The following is a 21,465-nucleotide window of genomic DNA, read 5'->3' as shown; positions in this document are numbered from 1 at the left end:
GTGGAGTTCGTCGGTGCCCATCGCGCGGACGACCGTCAGGCCGGCGTCGTGTGCCTTGAGGGCTTTGGCCCAGAGGTTGGCGAAGGCCTGCGAGCGGATCAGGTGCATCCAGTCGGGGCGGTACAGCTCCCGGTTGTAGTTCGACTCCCCCATCGTGGAGACGAACTTCGAGTACATCGCCTTCACGTACTCCAGCGTCACCTCGTCCCCCTCGGCGATCGCGGTGTCGCGGGCGTCCTTGAGAGTGATGCGGAACTTCTCCAGCAGGCTCTCCGTCGCCCCCGAGGTGAACGATTCGTGGGTCTCGGGGGGTTCACACAGGGCGTACTTCGGGCCGGATAGGCGCAGCAGCAGGCGGAGGGTGGGTTCGGTGACCCAGAGGGGGCCGGGTTCGTCGCGGTTGCCGATCGGGTTGGGCAGGTGGGCGCCGTGCTCCCATGCGGGCGGGGTGATCAGGTGGACGCCGGCGCGGCGGCGGTCGTGCACATTGCCGACGGTGTGCTCAAGCTGGCCGAGCGGCAGGTGCGTTTTGAGTGCGCTGAGGTAGGCGCCGTTGATGTCCAGGGCCGTCACCTCGTGTGTGCCGGAAGGCAGTTCGGGGCGGGTCCACTTGGGGCGTGCCTCCCAGATCTGGTCGGCGCCGCGGGCGGAGGGCTTGCGCAGGATGTCCGGGATCCAGGGGTGGGCGACGATGGCGTAGCGGCCGCCCCTGCGGGTCTCGTCCAGCAGGGCCATCGCATCCGGGATCGCCCGCTTGACCAGGGCTGCGGTCGCCGCGTCGACATCGCCCTCGTACGCCTCGAGCACCTCGGCCACGGCCGCCGCGATCGGGTCGGCGTCGGACGCGGTCCGCACACGGCGGCCTGCGGGGACGGTCTTGATGGTCTCCGCCGTGCGGCCCTCCGGCCGCTTGGCGGGGGCGGCTGGTACGGGGGCTGTCGTCGCGCACTGGGCAGGGTCGAGGTGCTGCGGAAATCCGGCGACCTGGTGGCGGGCGGGATGCCCGCACAGGACACACGGCCGGGGCACTCCCAGGTCCTCGACGTCGTCGGCTTCCGGCGCCGGGTACGGCTGATCAGCCGTACCCGGCTGCTCCGCATCCGTCGCAGCGTCGCCGCCCGACGTGGCGGGCCCGGCTTGAGGGAGGTCGGTGTGAGCAGCGGTTTCAGCCTGACGGGCGGCATTGAGGTCGGCGAGCTTGGCGTGAGCGCCTTTGAGGAAGTAGGCGTAGCGCTCACGGATGTCACCGGCCGGGTCGCGGCCCGCTTCCCAGCCGCCGACCGTGGAGGAACTCACTCCCAGCGCCCGGGCCACCTGCGCGCGGGAGAGGTCCAGTGCTTCACGCAGGGCGCGGCGCTGCTCGGCCGGGGGTAGTTCGGCCTCTTTGCGGGCCGCGGCGAGCAGGGCGTCGATCGCCTCGAACTGCGGCTTCACCGTGCCTCTCCCTTCACGGGCGGCCGTCGCCGTCCGGCGCGGCGCGCGTCGGGCAGCGCCTCGCACGCCCGGGTCGGGCCCGCCAGGAAGTCCAGGACATCCATGCCGTAGTGCACGGCCAGCGCCTCGCAGTCGGCCAGACTCCAGGCGGCGGCCCCGGACTGACGGCGGCTCACCTGCGCCTGCGTCACCCCCAGCGCCTCAGCCAGTCTCGCCTGCGACTCGCCCGAGGCATGCATCAGTGCCGCCACCACCAGCCGCACCCGTTCCGGCAAGGACATTCCCATGACCTCCACCCTACCAGAGGAATGCGATTTATGCATAATTTACGAGTGATTCGCATGGCTTTCTTGTGGTGGCCTGGGGTCCTCGAGGATGGGTAACGGCCGGACTGCGGCTGGCGGGCACCGCGGTCCATCGGGTCTCCGCACCCGGCGCACCGCCGCGGCCACATGCCCGAGGGCGAAGTCCATCCCCACCGTGATCGCGTGGTGCGGGTCAGGGCACCAGCGGGTTGTCCCGAGTGAGCTCGATGGTGTGCATCTGGCGGCGCAGCTGCGCGGGCAAGGAGGGCAGGTCGTTGTCGACGATGATGACCTGGTGCGGGCGTGCATGCGGCGTGTCGCGGCGGGCGCCGTCGATGTGGTCGAGGAAGTGCGCATACAGCCGTGCGATCAGCTGCTGGTCCTCGTTGCCGAATCCGACGTTCTTGCGCGGCGAATCGATGATCAGCAGGGACGGCAGATCGGTGGCCCCGGTGACCAGTGCGTGGCTGAGGAATGTCATCCGGTAGGCCACGTTGATCGCGGTGCGCACGCCGTGGCCCACCTTCGTGAGTTTGCCTGCCCTGACCTTCGGCAGGAGCGAGTTGTGATCGATGCGCGCACCAGGCTCTCCGGGCAGCGACAGACCGCCGATGATGGCTGCGAACTGCTCCTCCAGCTCGGCCAGGGTGGTCTGGCGTCCGGACAGGAGGTTCTTGCGCGTCTTGATGTCCTCGTGCACACCGCGCAGTTCTTCTTCTGCCACGCGTAGCGCCCGCTGCAGTTCGAGCAGCCGCCGATGCGGGTCGAGCTGCCGCTCGAGCATGCCGGTCCGGGTGCGGGCACCGGCATGGGCAGCCGAGAGCTGCTCGATCTGCCCGGCCAGAGGCCCGATCTCCAGGCGGGTCCGCTCTTCCAGCTCCGTCCGCGCCTGAGCGAGAGCATCCCGACTCTCACCGGCTGCCTTGGCCGCCTCGATGGCCCGCTGCTGCGCCGTGGCCAGCGCGGCTTCGGCTGCCTGCACGACCTCGTCCCGCGCACCGGGATCCAGTTCGCACAGACACAGATCACAGACCCCCTCAGGCACGATCCGACCGGCCAGCAGCTGCGTGCAGGAGGGGCAGCGCCGCACTGGGTCGGTGCCCGGCTGCCGCTGAGCGCGCTTGATGGCCCGTTGGGCCAAGGAGACGGCGGCCTGGGCCGCCTTCTCCTCTTCCCGGGCCCTGGAGTGCGTTCCCTCCAGGGCGGCGACGCGCTGGCGTAGTGGATCGGCGAAGGTGGTCGCGGCCCGCATGCGGCCCTTGAGTTCCTCCAGGGCCGTCAGCGTCTCCCGTTCTTCACTCTGGGAGCGGGTCAGCTCCTCCTCCAGTTCGGCAGCGCTCCCGGTCAGGAATTCGCTGATCGTCTCGGTGCGGCGTTTGAACTGGCTCACAGTCTGGCTCAGGTCGTCGCGGCGGGCGGTCAGCACCCGCATCTCCGCATCGATGAGTCCGAGCACAAGCTCGACGACCGTCTTGTAGGACTGCGCGGTGTTGGCCTGTCCGCGTACGGCCTCCGTGCCGTCGACCATGTCCTGGGAGAGGTGGTTCAAGGCGTAGAGCTGGGCGAAGGTGAGACGGGCACCGCTGCCGAGCAGGGCCACCGCGGTGGGCGGGGCAAACAGCTCGGACAGGCCCAGCAGGTCCAGCAGCACCTCACCTACAACGCGCCGGTCGCTGTCCGGCTGCACGGTGACGTCGAGACGTTCTTCGACTTTTTCCGTCGTAGGGACTGATCAGTTCGACGGTCCCGGTGCCGGCAACGGTGGAGCGCCGCAGGGCGATGCGCATGCCTTCGATCCGCAGGTGCACTGTGACGGAGGTCAGCCGTTCCGAGGGCACCTGCCGCCACTCCACCGGAAGTCCCAGCGGGTACTTGATGCAGTCGACCAGCGTCGTCTTGCCCGTGTCGATGGGGCCGTAGACGCACACCACCGGATGGGCGAAGTCGAGGGTGCGTACCCGCCGGTGGAGTTGATGACCACTTGCTCAACGAACAGATCTCGCGACATGGACTTCCTTCCACAGTTCACCGACACCGGGACAACAGGGAAGCCTGCTGAAGGAATCGAGTGCGATGACCGGATCGCCAGAAAGGGTGAGGACCGCCCGGCCCCGGGTGACCTCCTCTTCTCCCGCCAGTCGGCCGTGCTGCCCGATTTCGCTGCTCAGCCATGGACGCACCCTGCCTACTTACTTCGTGCCCCTGCGAGGCATCGCACGTGCTCTGCCCCGATGGGGAGGGGATTGCCGTCGGGATGGTCCTGGACCCAGGACAAGCCGCCGATGTCGAGGCGTTGACGGGTACGGGTCGGCCGTGTAGGCGAGGCGGGCCTCGGCGTCGTCGATTGCACGGGCGCCGGGAACTGTGGGAGGAACTGGCCCATGTCGGCTGGCTGGAGCTGCCCGACCCCAGGCCGGCGCATCTGACGGTGCGGCTGCTCGATCCCGCCGTCCTGGACCAGACACCCGACCGCAGCGCACGCCACCGAGCCGCCCGCTGGGCGATGCACCCGATGCCCCTGGCGCTGCCAGCGGCCGCCCAGTCCTCCCTGCACCTGACCGCACTGGTGCTGGCCGCGCACACCTGCGCGCAGGCCCGCCACAGCGCCGACCTGGAGATCCTGGCCCGGCTGTGCGGGCACTCCCGCCATCAGACCGAAGAACTCCTCGACCGGCTGGTGGCCGCCCGCACCCTGACAGCCTGGCACCACCACCGGGAGACCGGTAGGTGGTCTGGCGCCTACCTTGGTCCCAGCTCCCCGCAACGCCTCGCGCCCCGGCCCGGCCCAGACCCGGTCACCCGCGGTAGCGGCATCAGACCTGGAAGCCGCTCAGGAACGCCTCGCGGTATGAGCGGAAGGCATCCCTCAACAGGAACAAGCGGTTCCAACCCTGCAAGGCTGCGCTGGCCCACCAACCGTCGAAGGGGCGTGCGCGGTCGTGGCGACTGCTGTCGCGCCTGCGCCTACGGTGTCGTGCTCGGCGGTTCCAAGATTGGGTTCCAGGCGAACCAGCCCAGGTTATCGGCGCCCAGTTCCCACGGGGCCTCCAGCAGCAGTTTCCGGGTTTTCTCGAGGTCCGCGGTGACAGGAGTGGGAGCGGGGCCAATGCGGGTCATCAAGTCACCCCACTCGTGCAGGAACTCCTCGTCCTCACCACGCAGCCGGCGCATCGCCGCTTCGACGCAGGCAGGCCATTTCGGCATACCGTAATGGTCGTCGTGAGTCCCGATGCGGGGAGCACCGGCGAAGAGGAGGAAGTCGTCTGGCGGCAAAAGCATTTCGAAATGCCGGAACATGTCGATACGCTGTTTCACTTGTTTCTTGATCTCTCCAAGGAATCCCCAGCCGAAGTCCGTCAGGGTCCCCCCCGCATCCCGGCCAGACCATACCTCGGTCCAGGATCAGGTCCTCCAGTGCGTAGAGACGGAACGGGTCGTCGGAGCCCAGGACATCGAACGCCTGCCGGGTGAGCCAGGTGTTGCGGGCGAACATCGTCCCGTCGTGCAACGCCTTGCGCCGGCTGGTCGGCCGGGAAGCGTGCGCGTCCTCGATCGGGCCGTTGCGCCACACGGACAGGACGAGCCCGTGAGCCGCCGCCCACCGCAGTCCGTCCTGCGCCTTGAAGACACCCATCTCTTCAAGGCGCTGCCGTGCCCAGTCCAGCGCATCCTGGATGTCCTCGCCCTCAGGCTGCCTCTCCCCCATGGCTCTCCGCTCCCCCCCGTTCGTTCTTCGTGTTCCTGTACAGCCGCGCGCTACAGCGCTGCCGAACGTCAGCCCAGGCCGGGACTCGTCGACACCTGGATGCCGTTCTCTGCGGCAGCCATGCCGTCCGTCGAGTTGCTCTCCAACGGGCCGGGCCGCTGGAAGGCTGCGCTGAGCGCGTGCAGTTCGGCACGGCGAGCCCGGAGGAGTTCTTCTGGTTGGCGCAGGGCGGTGTCCAGGAGCCAGACGCCACGACGGAACGGCTGGAAGCCGATGCTCTGCCACAAGGCGGCAATCTTCTTCTTCGCCTGCCGGCGGTAGGCCTCACTGACCTGTTCACGGTCTTCGGGATACTCGCCCATGGCGGGATACACCGCGACCGCACAACAGCCCCCGGAAAGGCGGCGGATCGCCTCGGCTGCCAGGACAGGCCCCAGCCCAAAACCCCTCCATGCCCTGTCCAGGCTGACGCGGTCGAGCAGCAGCAGATCGCCGACGGGCTGGGTGACCGTCTTCTCGAACGCAGCGCTGTAGCCGTCGCGTCCGGATCGGCCAAGGACTGCGGAGGCTATGACCTCGAGATCGCCGGACTCGGCGTCGGCGGCCTCCCACCGGTTGTCGCCCGTGTAGTCGCGCAGCCTCCACAGGATGAGGTGCCCCACCTCGGTGCCCGGGGCGGGAGCGTGGCTTTCCCCGTCCTCGTTGTCGTCCCACTCCTCGTCGCCCGCCAGCCCGTAGGTGACGGTGACGTACCAGGATTCCAGCGTGTCCTCAAAGTCGTAGGGCACCGCAGGATGGCCATGGCCGTAGTGGAGGTGGAGGCGGGCAGGGTCGCCCGGGAGTTCAGTGATCGGCCGTTTGGGCCTCGCTGATGTCATGGCTCAGAGACTAGAAGCAGGCGCTGACATCCCACCGGGAAACGGGAATCCAGAAGGCGGATGGAGGCGGTCACTGGTAGAGGAAGCCCGTCCAGCACCGCCTCGAGCCCGGCGACCAGAGTGACGGCAGTATCCGCCGCCTCGCGGCGCCAGGAACACAGGGTGCAGGGGCGGATCTGCGCCAGAGCGTGCCCCAGCACTTCTACCGGCATTGCTCAGCGCCTTCCGCGTCCAGGCCATCGTCGTGGAGAACACCGACCCGCCCTCGGACATCCTCAATCAGGCACAGGTCTCCATATCAGCCGCGAGGCCCACGGCCAGCGCTTCGGATTCTTCCCTCTCACGTCTTCGTCCGCCTCGGCACAGTAGCGCGGGCGGTGGGAGTGTCCAATAGACGGCCCTGTCTCACTTTCGGTGGTGACGGAGCGTAGCGAGGGTCGTTGACCTTGGTGTGAAGGATGTCAACGATCTTGTGCAGACGGTGTTTTCGGGGTTGTCTCCGCTGGTCATCGAGGGGGTGGTCGATGAGGGCGAGCGGATCGTGGTGCGGGCGCGGACTCCGCAGGACTCCGCGGTCTGTCCGGTGTGCGCGGTGTCGTCGGGGCAGGTGCACGGCTATCAGTTGCGGACGGTGGCCGACGTGCCGGTCGACGGGCGGCGTGTGGTGGTCCGTGTGCGGGTGCGCCGCCTGGTGTGTCCCACGCGCGGTTGCCGGCAGACCTTCCGCGAGCAGCTGCCCGGAGTGCTGGAGAGATATCAGCGGCGCACGGTCCGTCTGACCAGGCAGGTCAAGGCCGTGGTCAAGGAGTTAGCGGGCCGGGCGGGTTCACGTTTGCTGGCGGGACTCGCGGTGGGCCTGTCTCGTCACACGGCCCTGCGAGCCCTGCTGCACACCCCGCTGCCCACCGGGCGGACGCCCCGCGTGATCGGCGTCGATGACTTCGCTCTGCGCCGTCGGCACCGCTATGCCACCGTGGTGATCGACGCCGAGAGCCATCAGCGGATCGACGTGCTGCCCGACCGCACGGCCGACACACTGGAGGCGTGGCTGCGCGAGCATCCGGGCGTCGAGGTCGTGTGCCGTGACGGCTCGGCCACCTACGCCGAGGCCATCCGCCGTGCCCTGCCCGACGCAGTGCAGGTCGCGGACAGGTGGCACCTGTGGCACAACCTGTGCGAAGCCGCCCTGAGCGAGGTGAAGGCACACAGCACCTGCTGGGCCACCGTACTGGACGCACCGATCTACGACGGCCCCCGCGCACAGACCACCCTCGACCGCTGGCACCAGGTCCACAACCTGCTCGACCGGGGCATGGGCCTGCTGGAGTGCGCCCGCCGCCTGCAGCTGGCCCTGAACACCGTCAAACGCTACGCCCGGGCCGACCGGCCCGAGCGGATGCTCCGCGTCCCCAAATACCGCGCCGGCCTCGTCGACCCCTACCGCGAGCACCTGCGCAAACGCCGGACTGAGGACCCCGCCGTCCCCGTCAGCCACCTCTTCGAAGAGATCAAGGCCCTCGGCTACACCGGCTGCCTCAACCTCCTGCACAAGTAACATCAACCAAGGCCGCGCGGACGCCGACCGCAGCCACATCTCCCCCCGCCGGCTCGCCCGGATGATCCTCACCAGGCCCGACAACCTCAAGACCGAGCATCACGATCTTCTGGCCCGGCTCACCGCCGCCTGCCCCGAGATGACCCAACTTGCCACCTGCATCAGAGACTTCGCCGGACTCCTTACACCTCGCGCAGAAAATGCCGACAAGCTCTCGCACTGGATCGTGCAGGTCCGCGCAGCCGATCTACCCCATCTGCACGCCTTCACCCGGGGCCTGGACCGAGATCGCGAGGCCGTGATCGCCGCGCTCACGCTTCCGTACAGCAACGGCCCCACCGAAGGCGTCAACACCAAGACCAAGCGGATCGCGCGCCAGATGCACGGACGAGCAGGCTTCACCCTCCTCCGCCACCGCATCCTCCTCGGATAGCAGCACGCTCCGTCACCACCGAAAGTGAGACAGGGCCGTTAACTTGACACACCCATCGCACAAGAGCATTTCGTCCAACGGGCCGTACGGCCTGAGCACCGGCAAGGGCAAATTGGGAACTTTCCATGGATGTCGCTGCCTTTGCCTACGCCGGCGGCGGCCTGGTCGTGTGGGGCTTCAAGGGAAGGAAGCGGCCGACCGAGTTCCACGAGGTCGCGGAGAAGGTGACGCCTTTCGACAAGAGGCTGGTCAGCGGCGACTTGTGCAAGGACGTCATCGCCGGGTACGTGCGTCCCCTGCTTGCGGTCAACTCTTCTGGTACGAGCACTCTGATGATGGCCCGGCCGCGGTCGGCCACTACTTGGTGATCGAGGTACCGGCCCTGCCCGAATCCGACCGGTGGGCGCTGGTCACCCGGGGCATTACCGAGAGCGGCCCGTTTGTCAAGGGAAGCTGGACGGTCCCGGGGCGCAACGGCGACACCACGGTCTGCCTCTCGCCGGACGACGCCTACCGGCTCCTGAACGACGGCCTGCGCTCGCGGCGCGGACCTTGCCGCCCCGCCTGCGCCGGCCGTGGACGCAGGCGGGCGCCCGCACTGGCGTGCGGGCTGCTTTGGGCATGGAGCAGAGCCGGTGCTGTTCTTCCAGAGCGCCCCCGGTCACCCCCGGGGCATTGTCCGGCGGTATGTACGCCGGCGGCGGCCTCCGGGGCCTCCTGGGCCACCAGGGCACGCTCCGAGGCGCCTGCGCCTTCGACTTGGCATCGGCATACCAGCGGCCGAAACCATTCCAGGGCGGCCTCCTGGCGGCAGACCCTCCCCGCCGCGGGCTGCTGGTCGAACCGGACGGAGCGGTTACCGCGGCCGCGGCCGCTGAGGTGCTGGGCTGGGCGATGGAGCGGTTCTCCAGCGCGGCCGTGTTCGTGTTGACCGAGATCGCAGTGGAGTACTTCCGGCTGGCCGACCAGCACGTCCTGCCGCTGGTCGACGGCACCTGGACGTGCCGGATCGTCGCCTCGGACTTCGCCCACCCGCCCGTACGCACGCTGGTCTCTGGTGACGACCCGAACTGTGCGCTCGGCGGCTCACCGCAGCCGGCCACGAGTGACGAGTGGAACCGCAGCTGGCAGGCCCTGGAAGATCCGGAGCGCGACGCCCACGAGGCTCTGCGCCGCATCTACGCGCTCTTCGGCCTCGGCATCACCACCAACCCGTTCGCCGACACCAACCGAGTCCTCACGGCCAAGCGCTGGAGAAGAAAACTTGACAGCCGCCGGGCCTGGCGTCGCCTCAGGTGCCCCGAAGTGACGCCTGCGGCCCGGGCCGGCGGCCCGGCGTACGGCTCGGCGGCCCGGGACGGGGCGGCGCGGCGTGCAGCACGGACACGGCAGTGCGGTGCGGGCCGGGCCGGACGGTGGGCGTGGGTCGGCGGGCGGTCGGCTTCTTCCTTCTGCGGGCCGGCACCCCGGGCCGGCGGGGCGGGGCCGCGGCCCGGGTACCAGGCGGGCGGGCGGACGACGGGGTGGGCAGGGCGGAAGCCGGTTCGCGCGGAGCGCCGGGGCTGGGCGGCGCGCGGCCGGTGCCGGGAACGACCCGGCCGTGGGGCTCGGTGGGTGCGGCGGCCATGCGGCCCGCACGGCGGGCAGCCGGGTCTTCCCCCTGGTGGACCAGCACCCCAGGTCCGGCGCGCGGCCGGGCCGGTCAGTGCACGGCAGCGGCGCGAGGCTCGGCGGACGCGGGGGCAGGCGGCCGGGCGCGAACGCGGCGGGGACGACAGCCCTGCGGTGCGTGGCCTGTTGAGCGCGGGCCAAGGCCGGGAACCCGGCGGCGGGTCCAGACGCGGAGGGTGGCCGGGCCGGCAGTGCGGCGCGGGCAGCACGGCGGCGGGCGACAGCGCGCCTGGCATTACGGGCAGGCGGACGTGGCGTACGGGCACGGCGGCCCGGGAACGGCGCGCGGGGCCAGCGGCTCGGCGGGGCCGGGGTGGGGACGACGGGCCCCGGCCCCGGGGGTCGGACGGCGGCGGACAGCCGAGCGCGGGCAGCGGGCAGGCCCGGCGCGACCCAGCGGCGCGGGGGACGGGCGCGGAGCGGCCGAAGCCCGCCGAGGGCTGGCCGGGGCGGCGGACACGGCGATGCGTTCCGCCGAGCGACGTGGCACATCAGACGTGTCTCGCCGCCGGCTGAGGAAGCCGGCGGCGAGATTCCTTGTCCAGTCAGCCGAGCTGAAGGGATACTTGGACGTCGTCGCCTTTGTGCCAGCCGGTCTTGATCTCAGGGCTGTGGTGGGAGGTGGAGCACCAGGCGTACCAGTGGTCCCACGTTGTGTCGAGGCCGTACCAGTGCGAAAAGCCCGCAGCCACATAGACTTCGGCGCACTTGCCGTCTTTCTTGTTGTCCCAGATGTACAGGGCAGCGCTGGTCTGCTTCTTGCCGTTGACCTTGCGGTCGCACTCCCTGTATTTCACCCCTGCGGCGTTGTGGCTGACCTGGATGACCTTCCACTGCGAGCAGGAGACTGCGGCGCTGCTACTCTGCGCGGCGGTTGCCGCAGGGACCCCCATCCCCGCGGCAAGTCCTGTCACCGCCAACGCGACTGAAACACTGCGTAATATACGCATTCTTCTCCCCTTGGCTCAGAGATAAGTGTTGCCGTGGCCGGCATGCATGCGGAAACGAACGGTGCAGCATTCCGCAGTCCGATATTCCGGTTGTCTGCTGATGCGCCCGCGCGGCTGCTCATGCGCGGACGCGCGCGTCCCGGCCGTCTCTCCCGGTCGCCCGCGGTCCAGCAGCCGGCCGGGTGCATCCCTGACCGCTGCTGCGCCTGTCCGCCGACGGCCGTCCGGCGGCCCGGGGCGGGTTTCGCCCGCCGGCAGGCGAAACGTACCGCAAAGCATTCGTTTCAAAAGAGAAACTCCTTCCGTATCGGCAATCCGGGTCCCGCTGCGGAAGGGTGCCGGTCTCTGACGCAATGAGTCTGCGCCGGGCACCTCACCGGTGTCTTTGGCAGTCCGTGCCCATACCTTGGCATTACGTGCCAGTCCGCTTCCGGAGGGCCGTTTGCCGGTAGTCGCGGGGCGGGATGCCGTAGGCGGTGCGGAAGGCGCGGGTGAAGTCCTCGGCCCGGGGGAAGCCCCAGCTGGTGGCGATGGCATGGATGGGCCGGGAGGCCAGCCGGGGGTCGGCCAGGTCGCGGTGGGCGGCCTGCAGGCGCTGGTGGCGGATGTAGGCGGCCACCGTGGTGCCCTGGGGTCGGAAGAGGCGGTGCAGGGTGCGCAGGGAGATGTGGTGGGCGGCGGCGATCCGGGCCGGGGAGAGGTCGGGGTCGCTCAAGTGGCGGTGGATGTGGGCGCGGATGCGCAGGAACAGGGTGTGCCGGCGGCTTTCGGGGGTGAGGGCGGCGGGGTCGTCCAGGTGCTGGGCGACGGTGGCGGCGAGCAGGTCGAGCAGGACGGTCAGCAGGCGGGGTGTGTCGGAGGGCTGGTAGTGGTGGGCCTGGGCGGTGACCTGGGTAAGGAAGTGGGCCAGGAGTCTCGCGAACCCGTGGTCGCCGGGTAATCGGGTGGCGACCAGGCGGTCGAGGAGGTCCGGCCGGACCGGCACCAGGCTTTGGGGTACCTGGGCCACGATGTGCTTGACCGCCCCGGGCTCGGCGGCGGCGAATCCGCTGAACGGCCGGGAGGAGTCGTAGATCACCAGGTCGCCGGGGCCGAAGCTGACGTCCCGGCGGGACTGGGCCAGTCCCATGGAGCCGTGCACGGTCAAGGAGACCTGGTAGTACCCGGGATCGCTGAGGCGGATCAGCTTCGGAGTGCGCTCGACGGTCATCGGCTGGTACGTCATGGCGGTGATCTGGCCGAGGCCGAGGTCCATGACGTCGGCTGCCGCGTGGAAGCCGTCCGCATGCGGGGTGTGCATCGCGGTGGCGACGAGCGCGGAATACGTCATGTCGTGCCACCAGGCGAACCGGTCGGCCTTCGGCAGGCCGGCGGTGGAGTAGCGGATCACGGTCATCGCAGATGGCCCTTTTTCGTCTGTCCGCCGGCTACCGGCCCACCGTGCGGTGGGCCGGTAGCCGGGAGGCTGGGGAGCAGGGAGCGGTGTCGCGGCGGCCAGGAGGCACTATGGGGACCTTCGGGTGTTTTCTGCTGCCGCGGCGGCGGGTCTTCGCCGGGGCGTCTCCCGGTCGCNGCGGCGGCGGGTCTTCGCCGGGGCGTCTCCCGGTCGCCGCGGGGCGGGATGCCGTAGGCGGTGCGGACGGCGTGGCAGGAGCGGCCGGCCTTGCCGCGGGCGGGGAGTCCCCACGGGCGGCGAAGGCCTGTCAGGGCCAGGCCGCGGAAGGCGTTTTCAGGCGCTGGCGAGCCTCTGATGCGCCCGTCCGCTCCCCGGGAGAACTCTCCGGTCACCCGCCTGCCCTCCAGCTCCAGCCGCCGGAAGCACGCCGCCTGCACGGAATGCACACCCGTAGTGAACAGGCCTTGAGGGGGCTGCGCTGTAGCGGCCGCTACAGCGCCGAGGTCTATTGCTGCCCGCCCAGGCGCACCGGCCGGCCCCCGGCGCGGCCCCGTACGGCACACCCCTCGTGCGTGCCGGTGCCGCCGGCCCGGCCAGTACCTGTCCTCCACCCCCTTTACGCAGGTCAACCCGCACAGCACAGAGGACTGCGAGGAGAAGCCGCTCGCGAACGGCCACGGTGACGGGAGCACGGGCGGAACCGCTGAGGCGAGCCTTCGCGCTGCGGCCTGAAGACGGCGCCCGAACCGGCTGAGGCAAGCCAGCCCCATAAGGGGAGCATCTGCCTCCGGTATGCCGAAGGTGTCCCGGACGCCCTCGCCGGTGCGGGGCGGGCGGGGGCCGGGCCAGCGGCCGGTGTACAGCTCAGCGGCCCCCGGCGGGGCGGGCACACGGCGGGCAGCAGGGGACACGGCGGGGGCCGGGCCGCGCAGCGCACGCGCGGCCCGGGGTGTTCGAGTGGCCGCGGGCCGGTCAGCGGGCGCGGGCCGGCAAGGCGGCCGCCGTCCTCCTCCTGTCCTGCACCACCGGCGTCCCGGACCAGCGGCCGGGAGCGGCGTCCCGGACCAGCGGCCGGGAGGCCGCTGCACAACAGGCACAGGTCCAGCAGCGGCTGCACAGCAGGCGCAGATCCAGCAGCGGTGTCTCCAGCCGCAGCTGCCGGCGCACGAACACCGCACCGACCCTAAGGACGACGGCCGCCACGAGCGGTCCGCCCTCGGCGGCCAGCCGCTCGATACCGACCACCAGCAGCACCACCGCGAACGACATGCCAACGCCCGCCGGATCCAGCCGCCCGACGCGGTCACCGCGGGACTCCGACAGCAAGACCGGCAATCAGCAACAACACCATCACCAGCACCGAAACAGGAACACCGGCCCCCGCCAAAAGCACCGAAACCAGCAACACCGCGAGTACGAGGCCGATCGCACCACCAGCAAACTGGCAGGCCGCCCACATCACGATCGCCTTCCCACACCGACGTTCGCCCAGGAACACGCCGGTAACCAGCACCAGCGTCGACAGCGCCAGCGTCACCCGGCGACGCCCAGCAGCACACACACGACGATCAACATCAGCGAGTCCACCACAAGCCAAGCCACAACCGACAGCCCCGCGAACACCACCGCACCGGCCAACAGCAGCCCCAGCAGCCGACCCGGTCACCGAACACCCCCGTCGCGAAAGCCAGACCGGCCAGGCAGCGCGGGACACGCCACCGGTGCCGCGATCGGGGCAGAGTCGAGGCACCGCCGCTGAGCTGCGCGGAATTCGCCGCCGGTCCGCCCGTCTCCCCGCACCAGCGCCCTCCCGTTCACCTCTGCCGCTCCCGCCCCAAGGCCGGGGACCGGGACGGGGCGGAGCGCGCCGAGGCGGCACGGGGAGACCGGGCCAGGCACGGCCAGGCGCACGGCTGCCCGGCGTGAGCCCCGCCGACGCCCTCCGCGGCGCGCGGCGTGCCGTGAGCGGCCGTCAGCGTTTGATACGGGCGCGAAGGGCCAGGACCACCAGGCCGATGAAGAGCGGTTCGGTGAGGCGGGCGGCCATCTCGATGTAGGTGCCAGCGGTGGTCAGGTCCTGGCCGGAGGAACGGAACACCACCGAGTTGATCACCACACGCAGCGCCTTCTCCCACCGCCCGGCGGTCAGCCGCCGGGACAGCGGACCGGTGGGGGCGACCGGTGGCGTAGTACCAGCGGTCAACTCAACCCTGCGACCGGTCTGCTCACCCGCAAAAGTCTGCCGGGACCCACCCGCCGGTACACCGAAGAGCATGACAGCCAACACAGTGGCGGTCGGTGTAGTCCGGGCTGGTGACGGCGCTGGCGCCGCCGTTCTCGGCCCGCGGCAGGACCACCGGTGGCGTCGGCCATGTCCGGGAGGTCGTGGAACAGGCCGTGCCGTACGTTCGGCCGGCCGGGGCCGGAGGGGGCGACGGCTCCTAGGGCCGTGTCCATCTGTACGCGGTAGCCGATGCGCTTGCGCCGCGGGATCCGGCGCTCGTACCAGACCACTCCGATCGACGCCGCGATGCCCAGCAGCGTGGTGACGACGGCCACGATGTTGTCGGCGCTCACCCGGCCCACCCCTCGCCCGTGCAGGTGACGTCCGGTCACCGTGCGAGCCGGGGGCGTGCGGTCGGGCTCCTTCCCTGTCCGGTCCTCAACTGTTCACCCGCCGTTCACCCGTCAGGGTGCGGGGGCTGCGGGCGGGGTGGCGCCCTCCGCGTGGTCACGGGGTCGCGCCGGTCAGGGCGAGGAATTCGCCGCGGGTGCGGGCGTCGGTGCGCAGCAGGCCCAGCAGGGTGGAGGTCATGGTGCTGGAGCCGGTGGCCTGGACGCCGCGCAGGGTCATGTAGGTGTGCTCGGCCTCGATGACCACGCCGACGCCCCGGGGTTGCAGGTGGGTGTGCAGCCAGTCGGCGACCTGCTTGGTCAGGCGCTCCTGGACCTGCGGGCGGCAGGCGAAGTGCTCGACGACGCGGGCCAGTTTCGACAGTCCCAGGATCCGGCCGCCGGGCAGGTAGCCGACGTGGGCGGTGCCGGTGAACGGCAGCAGGTGGTGCTCGCACACCGACCGGAGGGGAATACGGCGCGCCAGGACCAGTTCGTCGTAGCCCTCGTCGTTGGGGAAGGTGGTCAGGTCGAAGGGGCGGGGGCTGAACAGCTCGGCGTAGGCGCGGGCCATCCGGCCCGGCGTGCCGCGCAGGCTCTCCGAAGCGGTGGAGATGCCGAGGGCCCTGAGGAACTGACCGGCGGCCCGTTCGGCGGCGGCGAGGTCCATACCCTCCGGCTCGTGGACCACTCGCAGGGCGGGCCCCGCGGGTGGTCCTTCCGGGCCGGCGGTGCACAGGCGGACGGCGGCACGGTCTGCTCTCTCGGTCACGCCGGCCGCCGCCCGGACGCTCCCACGCCGGCCGGCCGCGTCGCCCGAAGCTGGAACTCACCCGGCATCGCCACACCTCCCGATAGTTTCACCAAAAAGTATTGGCCTTATTGCGGGGGGACGTCAAGACACGCAGGTCACCACACCGTGACGAACTCTCCGCCCCCGCGGCGGGGAGGAGTTACCGTGGTGCCGTGGCTCTTGACCCGGCGCCGCCGGCCGACGCGGCCGACGCGGCCATCGACTCCGTCAGCGTTCTGGGCGAGGACTCACGCCGGCGCATGTTCGCGTTCATCCGGCGCGCCCGCCGGGCCGTCACCCGCGACGAGGCGGCCGCCAGCGTCGGCATATCGCGCAAGCTCGCCGCCTTCCACCTCGACAAGCTCGTCGACGCCGGCCTGCTGCGCGCGCGCTACGCAGCACCCGGCGGGATCCGCAAGGCCGGCAGACGGCCGAAGGTGTACGAGCCCACCGACGCCCAGATCACCGTCAGCATCCCCGACCGGCGCCACGGACTCCTGGCCGACCTGCTGCTGGACGCCGTCCTGGCGGCAGGCGCCGGTGAGAGCGCCGCGCAGGCGGCGGTACGGGCTGCCGGAGAACGCGGCCGGCAGCTGGGCGAGGCCGCGCGGGAGCACGCGGGCCGCCAACGCCCGGGAAGCGGACCCGGGCTGACCGCCTGCCAGCGCGTGCTGGAGCGGCACGGCTACGAACCCGTCCGCGCCACCCCCACCCGGATCCGGCTGCGCAACTGCCCCTTCCATCCCCTGGCCGCCAGGGCACCCGGCCTGGTGTGCGGCATGAACCACGCCTTCCTCACCGGCTACCTCGACGGCCTCCACGCCAGCGGCGTCGAAGCCGTCCTGGCCCCCGAACCCGGAGAGTGCTGCGTCCGGATCGACGCCGACCGTGACCGTCCGGCAGCCGAGGACCGGTAACCCGCGCCCCGCCGCCGCCCGGGGGGGGCGAGCGCGGCGCCGGCGGCCGTACGGCCCACGCCCGCGGACACCCTCAGCTCACTGGGAGCAGACCGGCGCCGGCCGGCACGCCCGCGACCTGGCCGCCGTCCACGACCCTCAGCTCCCAGGCGTGCCGCCGGCCCGGCTGCCACTGCCCCGCCGACAGCCGCACCGTGGCGACGTTGGGCACCGGACCGCCCGTCCAGCCGACCTCGGCGCCACCGTGCCTGGGGAGAGCCAGCCCGTGTTCCGCAGCCCTGCCGAGCGTGTCCCCGCCGACGAACTGCGCGCCGCGCGCCCCGGCATGCTGGGGGCCTACGCCGCCGCGCTGCCCGGGGCGCGGGCGGCGGTACTGAGCCGGCTGTGGCGGGGGCTGGTGCACGACCCGCTGCCGTGGGTGACGGGCCGCCGGCGGACGGCGGACGAGGTGGTGCTGCGGCTGGCCGACGGCCGGCTGCTGGCGGGCCCGGACCCGGACCCGTGGGCGACCGCGGGCGGGCCGACCGCGGTCACCCTGGACGGCGCCGAGCACCACCACCCCGCCGCGCTGACGGCGACTCTGAGGGTGCCCGGCGGGCCGGGTTTCGCCGCCGAGCTGGACCACAGCGCCGCGTCTTTGGCCCTGTCGCGCGCCGCGCCGGTGCGCGCGGCCGGGCCGACCGCCCTGTGGGAGTGGGAGCAGCGGGTGGCCGACGGCCACCCGTACCATCCCGGCTGCCGTTCACGACCCGGTTTCACCGCAGCCGAGCAACTGGCGTACGCGCCCGGGCACGGCCCGGTGGTCCGGCTGCCCCTGGCGGCGGTCGACGGGTGCACGGTCGTCGGCACCTGGCCGGACGGGCTGCACGACGGGCGGACGCCGCTGCTGCCCGTCCACCCCTGGCAGGCCGAGCACGTGCTGCCGCGACTGTCCGTACCGCACCGCCTGGCCGCCGGCTGTGTGACGGCCCGTCCGCTGATGTCGCTGCGCACCGTGGAACCCCTCGAAAGCGCCCTGGCGGACGTTCACCTCAAGACGGCCCTGTCCAGCCGGCTGACGTCGTCCGTGCGAGACATCTCGCCGTACTCGCTGGAGCGGGCGGTGGACCTCTCGGAGTTCCTGGCGGGGCTGTGCCACCGGCTGGACGACCGGCTGCGGATCACCCGCACCCTCGCGGCCGCCGGCGCGCACCCGGACCTGGCCGCGCTCTGGCGGGAATCCCCGGCCGTCCACGCCGACGCGGGCGAGGGCGAACAGGTCGTGCCCGTGGCCGCGCTCGCGACGGCCTGGCCGGACTCCGGCCCGCCGGAACGCCGGCTCGCGCGGGTCACGGAGCTGGCCCGCCTGGCACTGCCGGTCTGCCTGCGCATGCTCGACCTCGGAGTGGCGCTGGAGGCGCACGGCCAGAACCTCCTGGCCGTCCTGGGCCCGGACGGCGGTGTCCGGCGCCTGGTCTACCGCGACCTGGCGGACATCCGGACCAGCCCCGCCCGCCTGGCCCGCCACGGCGTGCCCGCGCCGCCGCTGGCCGGACGCCTGATCGAGGACGACCCAGCCGGGCTGCGCCGCAAGCTGTTCTGCTCGCTGGTCACCGGCGCGCTCGGACCGCTGGCGGGCGGCGCGCCGGCGCTCGGCCGGGTACTGCGCGACGCACTCACCGACCTGCCGCCGACCGCGGACACCGCAGCGCTGCGCCAGGAGCCCCTGCCGGCCAAGGCGCTCACCCTGATGCGGCTGGAGACGGGGCGGTCCGGGGACCTGTGGACCGAACTGCCGAACCCGCTGGCGCCGCGCTGGCCGTCCAGGGCCGGGGGCCGTCCGGAGCCGGGCGGTCTCGCTAATGGCGTCCGGGGCCCGGAGCGGGCAGAGCCGGCGGCCAGGGGGTGAACACGTTGGCGTCCTTCGTCATGAACCGCGCCAGTCTCGGGCAGTGCCGCAGGACCACGGCGGTCATGCCGCCGCGCTGGATCCAGTCCATGCCCAGCGGCGTGTAGATCTCCGGCCGGAAGTCGACAGTGAGGAAACGGTCGCTTTGCAAGCGGCGGGCGGCCATCAACAGGAAGACACGGAAAGCGGTGTCACTGAAGCCGAACCCCTCGGGCGGATTCTCGGCGAACAGCCCGACCATGGTGTCGATCTCGTCCACGGAACGGTAGACCTCCTTCAGCCGGGCCAGCGCCTCGGGGTCGCCGGTCAGATCCTCGAAACGGCGGATACGGCCCTTGTGCAGGCCAGCGCGGAAGTCGTTGTAGCGGGGCACGCCGCGGCGGCGGGTACGCACCAGGTCGACGACGGACAGGTCGATGATCTCCCCGTCCCGCCGCAGGTACTGCAACGCACGCGGATAGTTGCGCAGGGTGATAGCACCGGGATGGGCGATACCGAAGGAGTACAGGCAGTTGGCCAGGCCGGTCTCACGCAGGACCTGCTCGGCGGCGGCGCCGCTCACCTCGGGAAAGCCGCAGGCGGCCAGCCGTCGGCCCGAACGGTGGTCGTAGAGCTCGACATCATCGGGAATCAAGGGATGCATGCGGTAGACGGTGACGAAATCCTCCGTGAGGGCGTACGGAGCGACGCCATGCTCGGGCAGCGTGCGGGGGATGCCGGTGCGGCCGCTCTCCTCGAACAGCCAGGTCCACAGCCGGCCGAGCCACGTGTGCGGCAGGCCCTGCCAGGTGGTCTGCCCGCCGTGGCGGATCGTCTGGGTGGCCAGGATCGCCGGGGTCCACTCCAGGGTGTGGATCTTGGCTATGAGGGCGGAGACCACCAGCCGCGCCGTGTGGTAGACGGACGTGTCGTCCATGGCCGGGTACTCGCGGCGCAGCGCCGCGCACACCGCGTTGTGCTCGCGGGCGAAGAGGGTGTGCAGCGCGCTCAGGCCCAGCCACCAGTTGTCGTGGAAGCCGGTGACCGGGATGCCGTCGGGGCCGGCGGGCAGCAGGCCGTCCTCCAGCCGGAGGTCGCCTCCGGGGCCGCGCAGCCGGTCGGCGGCGCGCGGGTCGCCGCCGTACAGCTCGGAGCCGTCCCACCAGTGGGAGGCGACGTCGCCGAAGGTGACGGGCGCGCCCTGGCCGTCGGGGCGCTCGCTCATGTCGGCGGCGACGCGCATCACGTGCTCGACGGGGCCGCCGGGGCTGTTGCGCCAGTCGACGCCGGGGGGCAGCGGCACCTCGACGCTTCTGACGCCGGGCGGATAGCGCTTGTGGTGGGTCCAGTCGTGCACCTGGAACTGGATCCACGCGGCGGCCAGCAGGCTCAGGGAGGACGCGGGCAGGAACTCCTCGCGGTCCAGCAGGCGCCTGCTGACCGTGTACGCGTTGGGCTCGTCGAACAGGTCGGCCCGCAGGACGGGCGGCAGGTTGCGCCCGAAGGCCGCGCCGACGGCGCCCATGCCCGGTGCGGACAGGTCGTTGTACGTGCCGTCGGGGCTGCGGCACAGGCGCAGGGTCTCGTCGGCGGGCGGCGGTACGGGCACGGGGCGCGGCGGGGCCTGGTGGAGGTCGGTGTCGATGAGGTTGGCGCGGCGCAGCGTCCTGCGCAGGAAGAACAGGTTGGGCATCTGCAGGGGCCGCGGCAGCCGGTGCCAGGGCACGACGCGGTTGACCGTGCGGTAGACGGCCTCCCCGGCGGCGCCGGCCACGGCGGTGCGGCCGGGAGCGTCGGTGAGGAACCGCTCGCCCCTGCGGTGGGCGCTGCTGGCCTCGTAGGCGGCCTTGCGGGCCCGGTTGAGGTTGCCCAGCGGGCGGAACTCCTCGGTGGTGTGCCAAGGGTTGAACGCCAGCGCCTCGACGCGGGCGGCGGCGGCCAGGGCCGCGGGGGTCTCGGTGTCCTGGCGGGGGATGACCAGGGTCGCCACGGGCACGGCGGGCGCCACCTGCTCGGGCCAGTCCGCCGAGCCGTCCTCGATGGGGGTGAGCCGGGCGCTGACGTAGCGCTGCACGCACAGCTCGAAGACGATGTCGGCCCGCTTCAGGCGCTGGTGGACTTCGCGGCGGAGGTGGTCGGGGCCCGGGCGGCCGGGTCCGGCGGCGGGCTCCCGGGGGGTGTCCGGGGCGGGCCGCAGCAGGTAGCGCACGGGTCCGGCGCCGTCCCACAGGATGGCGCCGCGGCTGAAGTAGGTCTCCAGGGCGAGGCTGCGCACGGTGCGGCGGGTGGCGGCGTACAGGGTGCGGCGCATGCGCGCGGCAGCCGGCCGGCCGACGGCCAGCGGCAGCCTGACGTACAGGGCGAAGGCCTGGCGGGGACGGGTGCGGGCGGCGGCCGTGGCGGCGGCGAAGGCGACGAACTCGCGGGCGTCGCGAGCGTGCGAGACCGGGAAGCTGGTCATGAGCAGGTCGTGGACGCAGTCGGTGGCATGGACGCGCAGCGCGGCGCCGCGCAGGTCGGGCTCGGTGTCGGGCCGGCGGCGGCCCGCAGCATTAGACAACCGCACCGTGACCGGGTACTCGGCGCCGGGCTGCGCGAAGCCGGCCCGCAGCGCGGGCGGCAGGTCCTCGCGCACCCGCAGGCGGGCGTTCTCGACGCCGAGGGCGGCTTTGGCGTGGAAGGTACGGGCGGGAGCGGTGCGCTCCCGGCGGGCGGTCCTGGCCTGTACGCGCATCAGCTGCCGGGCGTAGGCGTCGAACAGGGCCCGCTCGGCCTCGGCACTGCCGCCCTCGTAGACCTCGTGCCAGTCCTCCCCGCCCGTCGTGTGGGGTCCGTGCATGGGTGGCTCCTTCACGGGGGTTCTCCGGCTCCGGGCGGCCGTCCGCCTCCCCGGGGGATCGCCGCCCGCGCCGGCGGGAGGTGAGGGAGCCCGCCCGGCCCGGGCGGC

17 protein-coding genes and 1 pseudogene are annotated in these 21,465 nt (G+C 71.8%); 4 read left to right on the top strand and 14 right to left on the bottom strand.

Annotated features, from left to right (window positions below; all coding sequences use genetic code 11):
- The 6 genes from RKE29_RS15120 to RKE29_RS15095 all read right to left on the bottom strand — a co-directional run.
- Positions 1–1,434: helix-turn-helix domain-containing protein (locus tag RKE29_RS15120; RefSeq protein ID WP_312005871.1), on the bottom strand; the 1,434-nt coding region annotated here is incomplete at its 3' end.
- Positions 1,431–1,721: a helix-turn-helix transcriptional regulator gene (locus tag RKE29_RS15115; RefSeq protein WP_312005869.1), complete on the bottom strand. Its 291-nt coding sequence runs from the start codon at positions 1,719–1,721 to the stop codon at positions 1,431–1,433. The genes RKE29_RS15120 and RKE29_RS15115, both read right to left, overlap by 4 nt.
- A 211-nt stretch (positions 1,722–1,932) precedes the next feature.
- The gene (locus tag RKE29_RS15110) at positions 1,933–3,390 is read right to left on the bottom strand and encodes a hypothetical protein (RefSeq protein WP_312005867.1); all 1,458 of its coding nucleotides are present in this window, start codon (positions 3,388–3,390) and stop codon (positions 1,933–1,935) included.
- Position 3,391: 1 nt separating this feature from the next.
- A complete protein-coding gene (locus tag RKE29_RS15105) occupies positions 3,392–3,667 on the bottom strand; it encodes a hypothetical protein (RefSeq protein ID WP_312005866.1) in 276 nt (91 codons plus the stop codon).
- 1,036 nt (positions 3,668–4,703) lie between these two features.
- Positions 4,704–5,054 carry a hypothetical protein gene (locus RKE29_RS15100; protein WP_312005865.1) on the bottom strand — a complete coding sequence of 117 codons (351 nt, stop codon included), beginning with the start codon at positions 5,052–5,054 and terminating at the stop codon, positions 4,704–4,706.
- Between the two features lie 459 nt (positions 5,055–5,513).
- Positions 5,514–6,233 carry a hypothetical protein gene (locus RKE29_RS15095; protein ID WP_312005863.1) on the bottom strand — a complete coding sequence of 240 codons (720 nt, stop codon included), beginning with the start codon at positions 6,231–6,233 and terminating at the stop codon, positions 5,514–5,516.
- A gap of 571 nt (positions 6,234–6,804) precedes the next feature.
- On the opposite strand from RKE29_RS15095, the pseudogene RKE29_RS15090 reads away from it, so the two are divergent.
- Positions 6,805–8,311, top strand: a pseudogene (locus tag RKE29_RS15090) (ISL3 family transposase).
- Between the two features lie 125 nt (positions 8,312–8,436).
- A complete protein-coding gene (locus tag RKE29_RS15085; protein WP_312005861.1) occupies positions 8,437–8,679 on the top strand; it encodes a hypothetical protein in 243 nt (80 codons plus the stop codon).
- Positions 8,680–10,527: 1,848 nt separating this feature from the next.
- Here the strand turns inward: RKE29_RS15085 and RKE29_RS15080 are convergent.
- The 6 genes from RKE29_RS15080 to folE all read right to left on the bottom strand — a co-directional run bounded on the left by RKE29_RS15080 (position 10,528) and on the right by folE (position 15,611).
- The gene (locus RKE29_RS15080) at positions 10,528–10,932 is read right to left on the bottom strand and encodes a hypothetical protein (RefSeq protein WP_312005859.1); all 405 of its coding nucleotides are present in this window, start codon (positions 10,930–10,932) and stop codon (positions 10,528–10,530) included.
- Positions 10,933–11,344: 412 nt separating this feature from the next.
- The gene (locus RKE29_RS15075; protein ID WP_312005857.1) at positions 11,345–12,328 is read right to left on the bottom strand and encodes a helix-turn-helix domain-containing protein; all 984 of its coding nucleotides are present in this window, start codon (positions 12,326–12,328) and stop codon (positions 11,345–11,347) included.
- 972 nt (positions 12,329–13,300) lie between these two features.
- A complete protein-coding gene (locus RKE29_RS15070) occupies positions 13,301–13,597 on the bottom strand; it encodes a hypothetical protein (RefSeq protein ID WP_312005855.1) in 297 nt (98 codons plus the stop codon).
- A 34-nt stretch (positions 13,598–13,631) separates the two neighbouring features.
- On the bottom strand, positions 13,632–13,865 hold the full coding sequence (locus tag RKE29_RS15065) for a hypothetical protein (RefSeq protein ID WP_312005853.1): 234 nt from the start codon (positions 13,863–13,865) through the stop codon (positions 13,632–13,634).
- Positions 13,866–14,300: 435 nt separating this feature from the next.
- Positions 14,301–14,531, bottom strand: a complete 231-nt coding sequence (locus RKE29_RS15060) for a hypothetical protein (RefSeq protein ID WP_312005852.1) — start codon at positions 14,529–14,531, stop codon at positions 14,301–14,303.
- Between the two features lie 528 nt (positions 14,532–15,059).
- Entirely contained in the window at positions 15,060–15,611 is a 552-nt protein-coding gene (gene folE, locus RKE29_RS15055) for a GTP cyclohydrolase I FolE (protein WP_312005851.1), read from the bottom strand.
- Between the two features lie 296 nt (positions 15,612–15,907).
- Between folE and RKE29_RS15050 the strand changes: the two genes are divergently transcribed.
- A complete protein-coding gene (locus RKE29_RS15050; protein ID WP_312005850.1) occupies positions 15,908–16,651 on the top strand; it encodes a helix-turn-helix domain-containing protein in 744 nt (247 codons plus the stop codon).
- Positions 16,652–16,724: 73 nt separating this feature from the next.
- Here RKE29_RS15050 and RKE29_RS15045 read toward each other — a convergent pair whose 3' ends face one another.
- Positions 16,725–16,862, bottom strand: a complete 138-nt coding sequence (locus tag RKE29_RS15045; protein ID WP_312005849.1) for a hypothetical protein — start codon at positions 16,860–16,862, stop codon at positions 16,725–16,727.
- Positions 16,863–16,976: 114 nt separating this feature from the next.
- Here RKE29_RS15045 and RKE29_RS15040 point away from each other — a divergent pair, with 114 nt between their 5' ends.
- The gene (locus RKE29_RS15040) at positions 16,977–18,539 is read left to right on the top strand and encodes an IucA/IucC family protein (protein WP_312005873.1); all 1,563 of its coding nucleotides are present in this window, start codon (positions 16,977–16,979) and stop codon (positions 18,537–18,539) included.
- On the opposite strand, the gene RKE29_RS15035 is transcribed toward RKE29_RS15040, so the two are convergent.
- Complete coding sequence (locus tag RKE29_RS15035) at positions 18,490–21,357, bottom strand: peroxidase family protein (protein ID WP_312005847.1); 2,868 nt, start codon at positions 21,355–21,357, stop codon at positions 18,490–18,492. The two genes, RKE29_RS15040 and RKE29_RS15035, sit on opposite strands and share 50 nt — an antisense overlap.
- Positions 21,358–21,465: the final 108 nt, after the last annotated feature.

Source organism: Streptomyces sp. B1866, assembly GCF_031932565.1.
In the GTDB taxonomy this organism is placed as follows: domain Bacteria; phylum Actinomycetota; class Actinomycetes; order Streptomycetales; family Streptomycetaceae; genus Streptomyces.
Note: the sequence above shows the minus strand (reverse complement) of the source record. Positions and strands in the feature narration are given on the sequence as shown.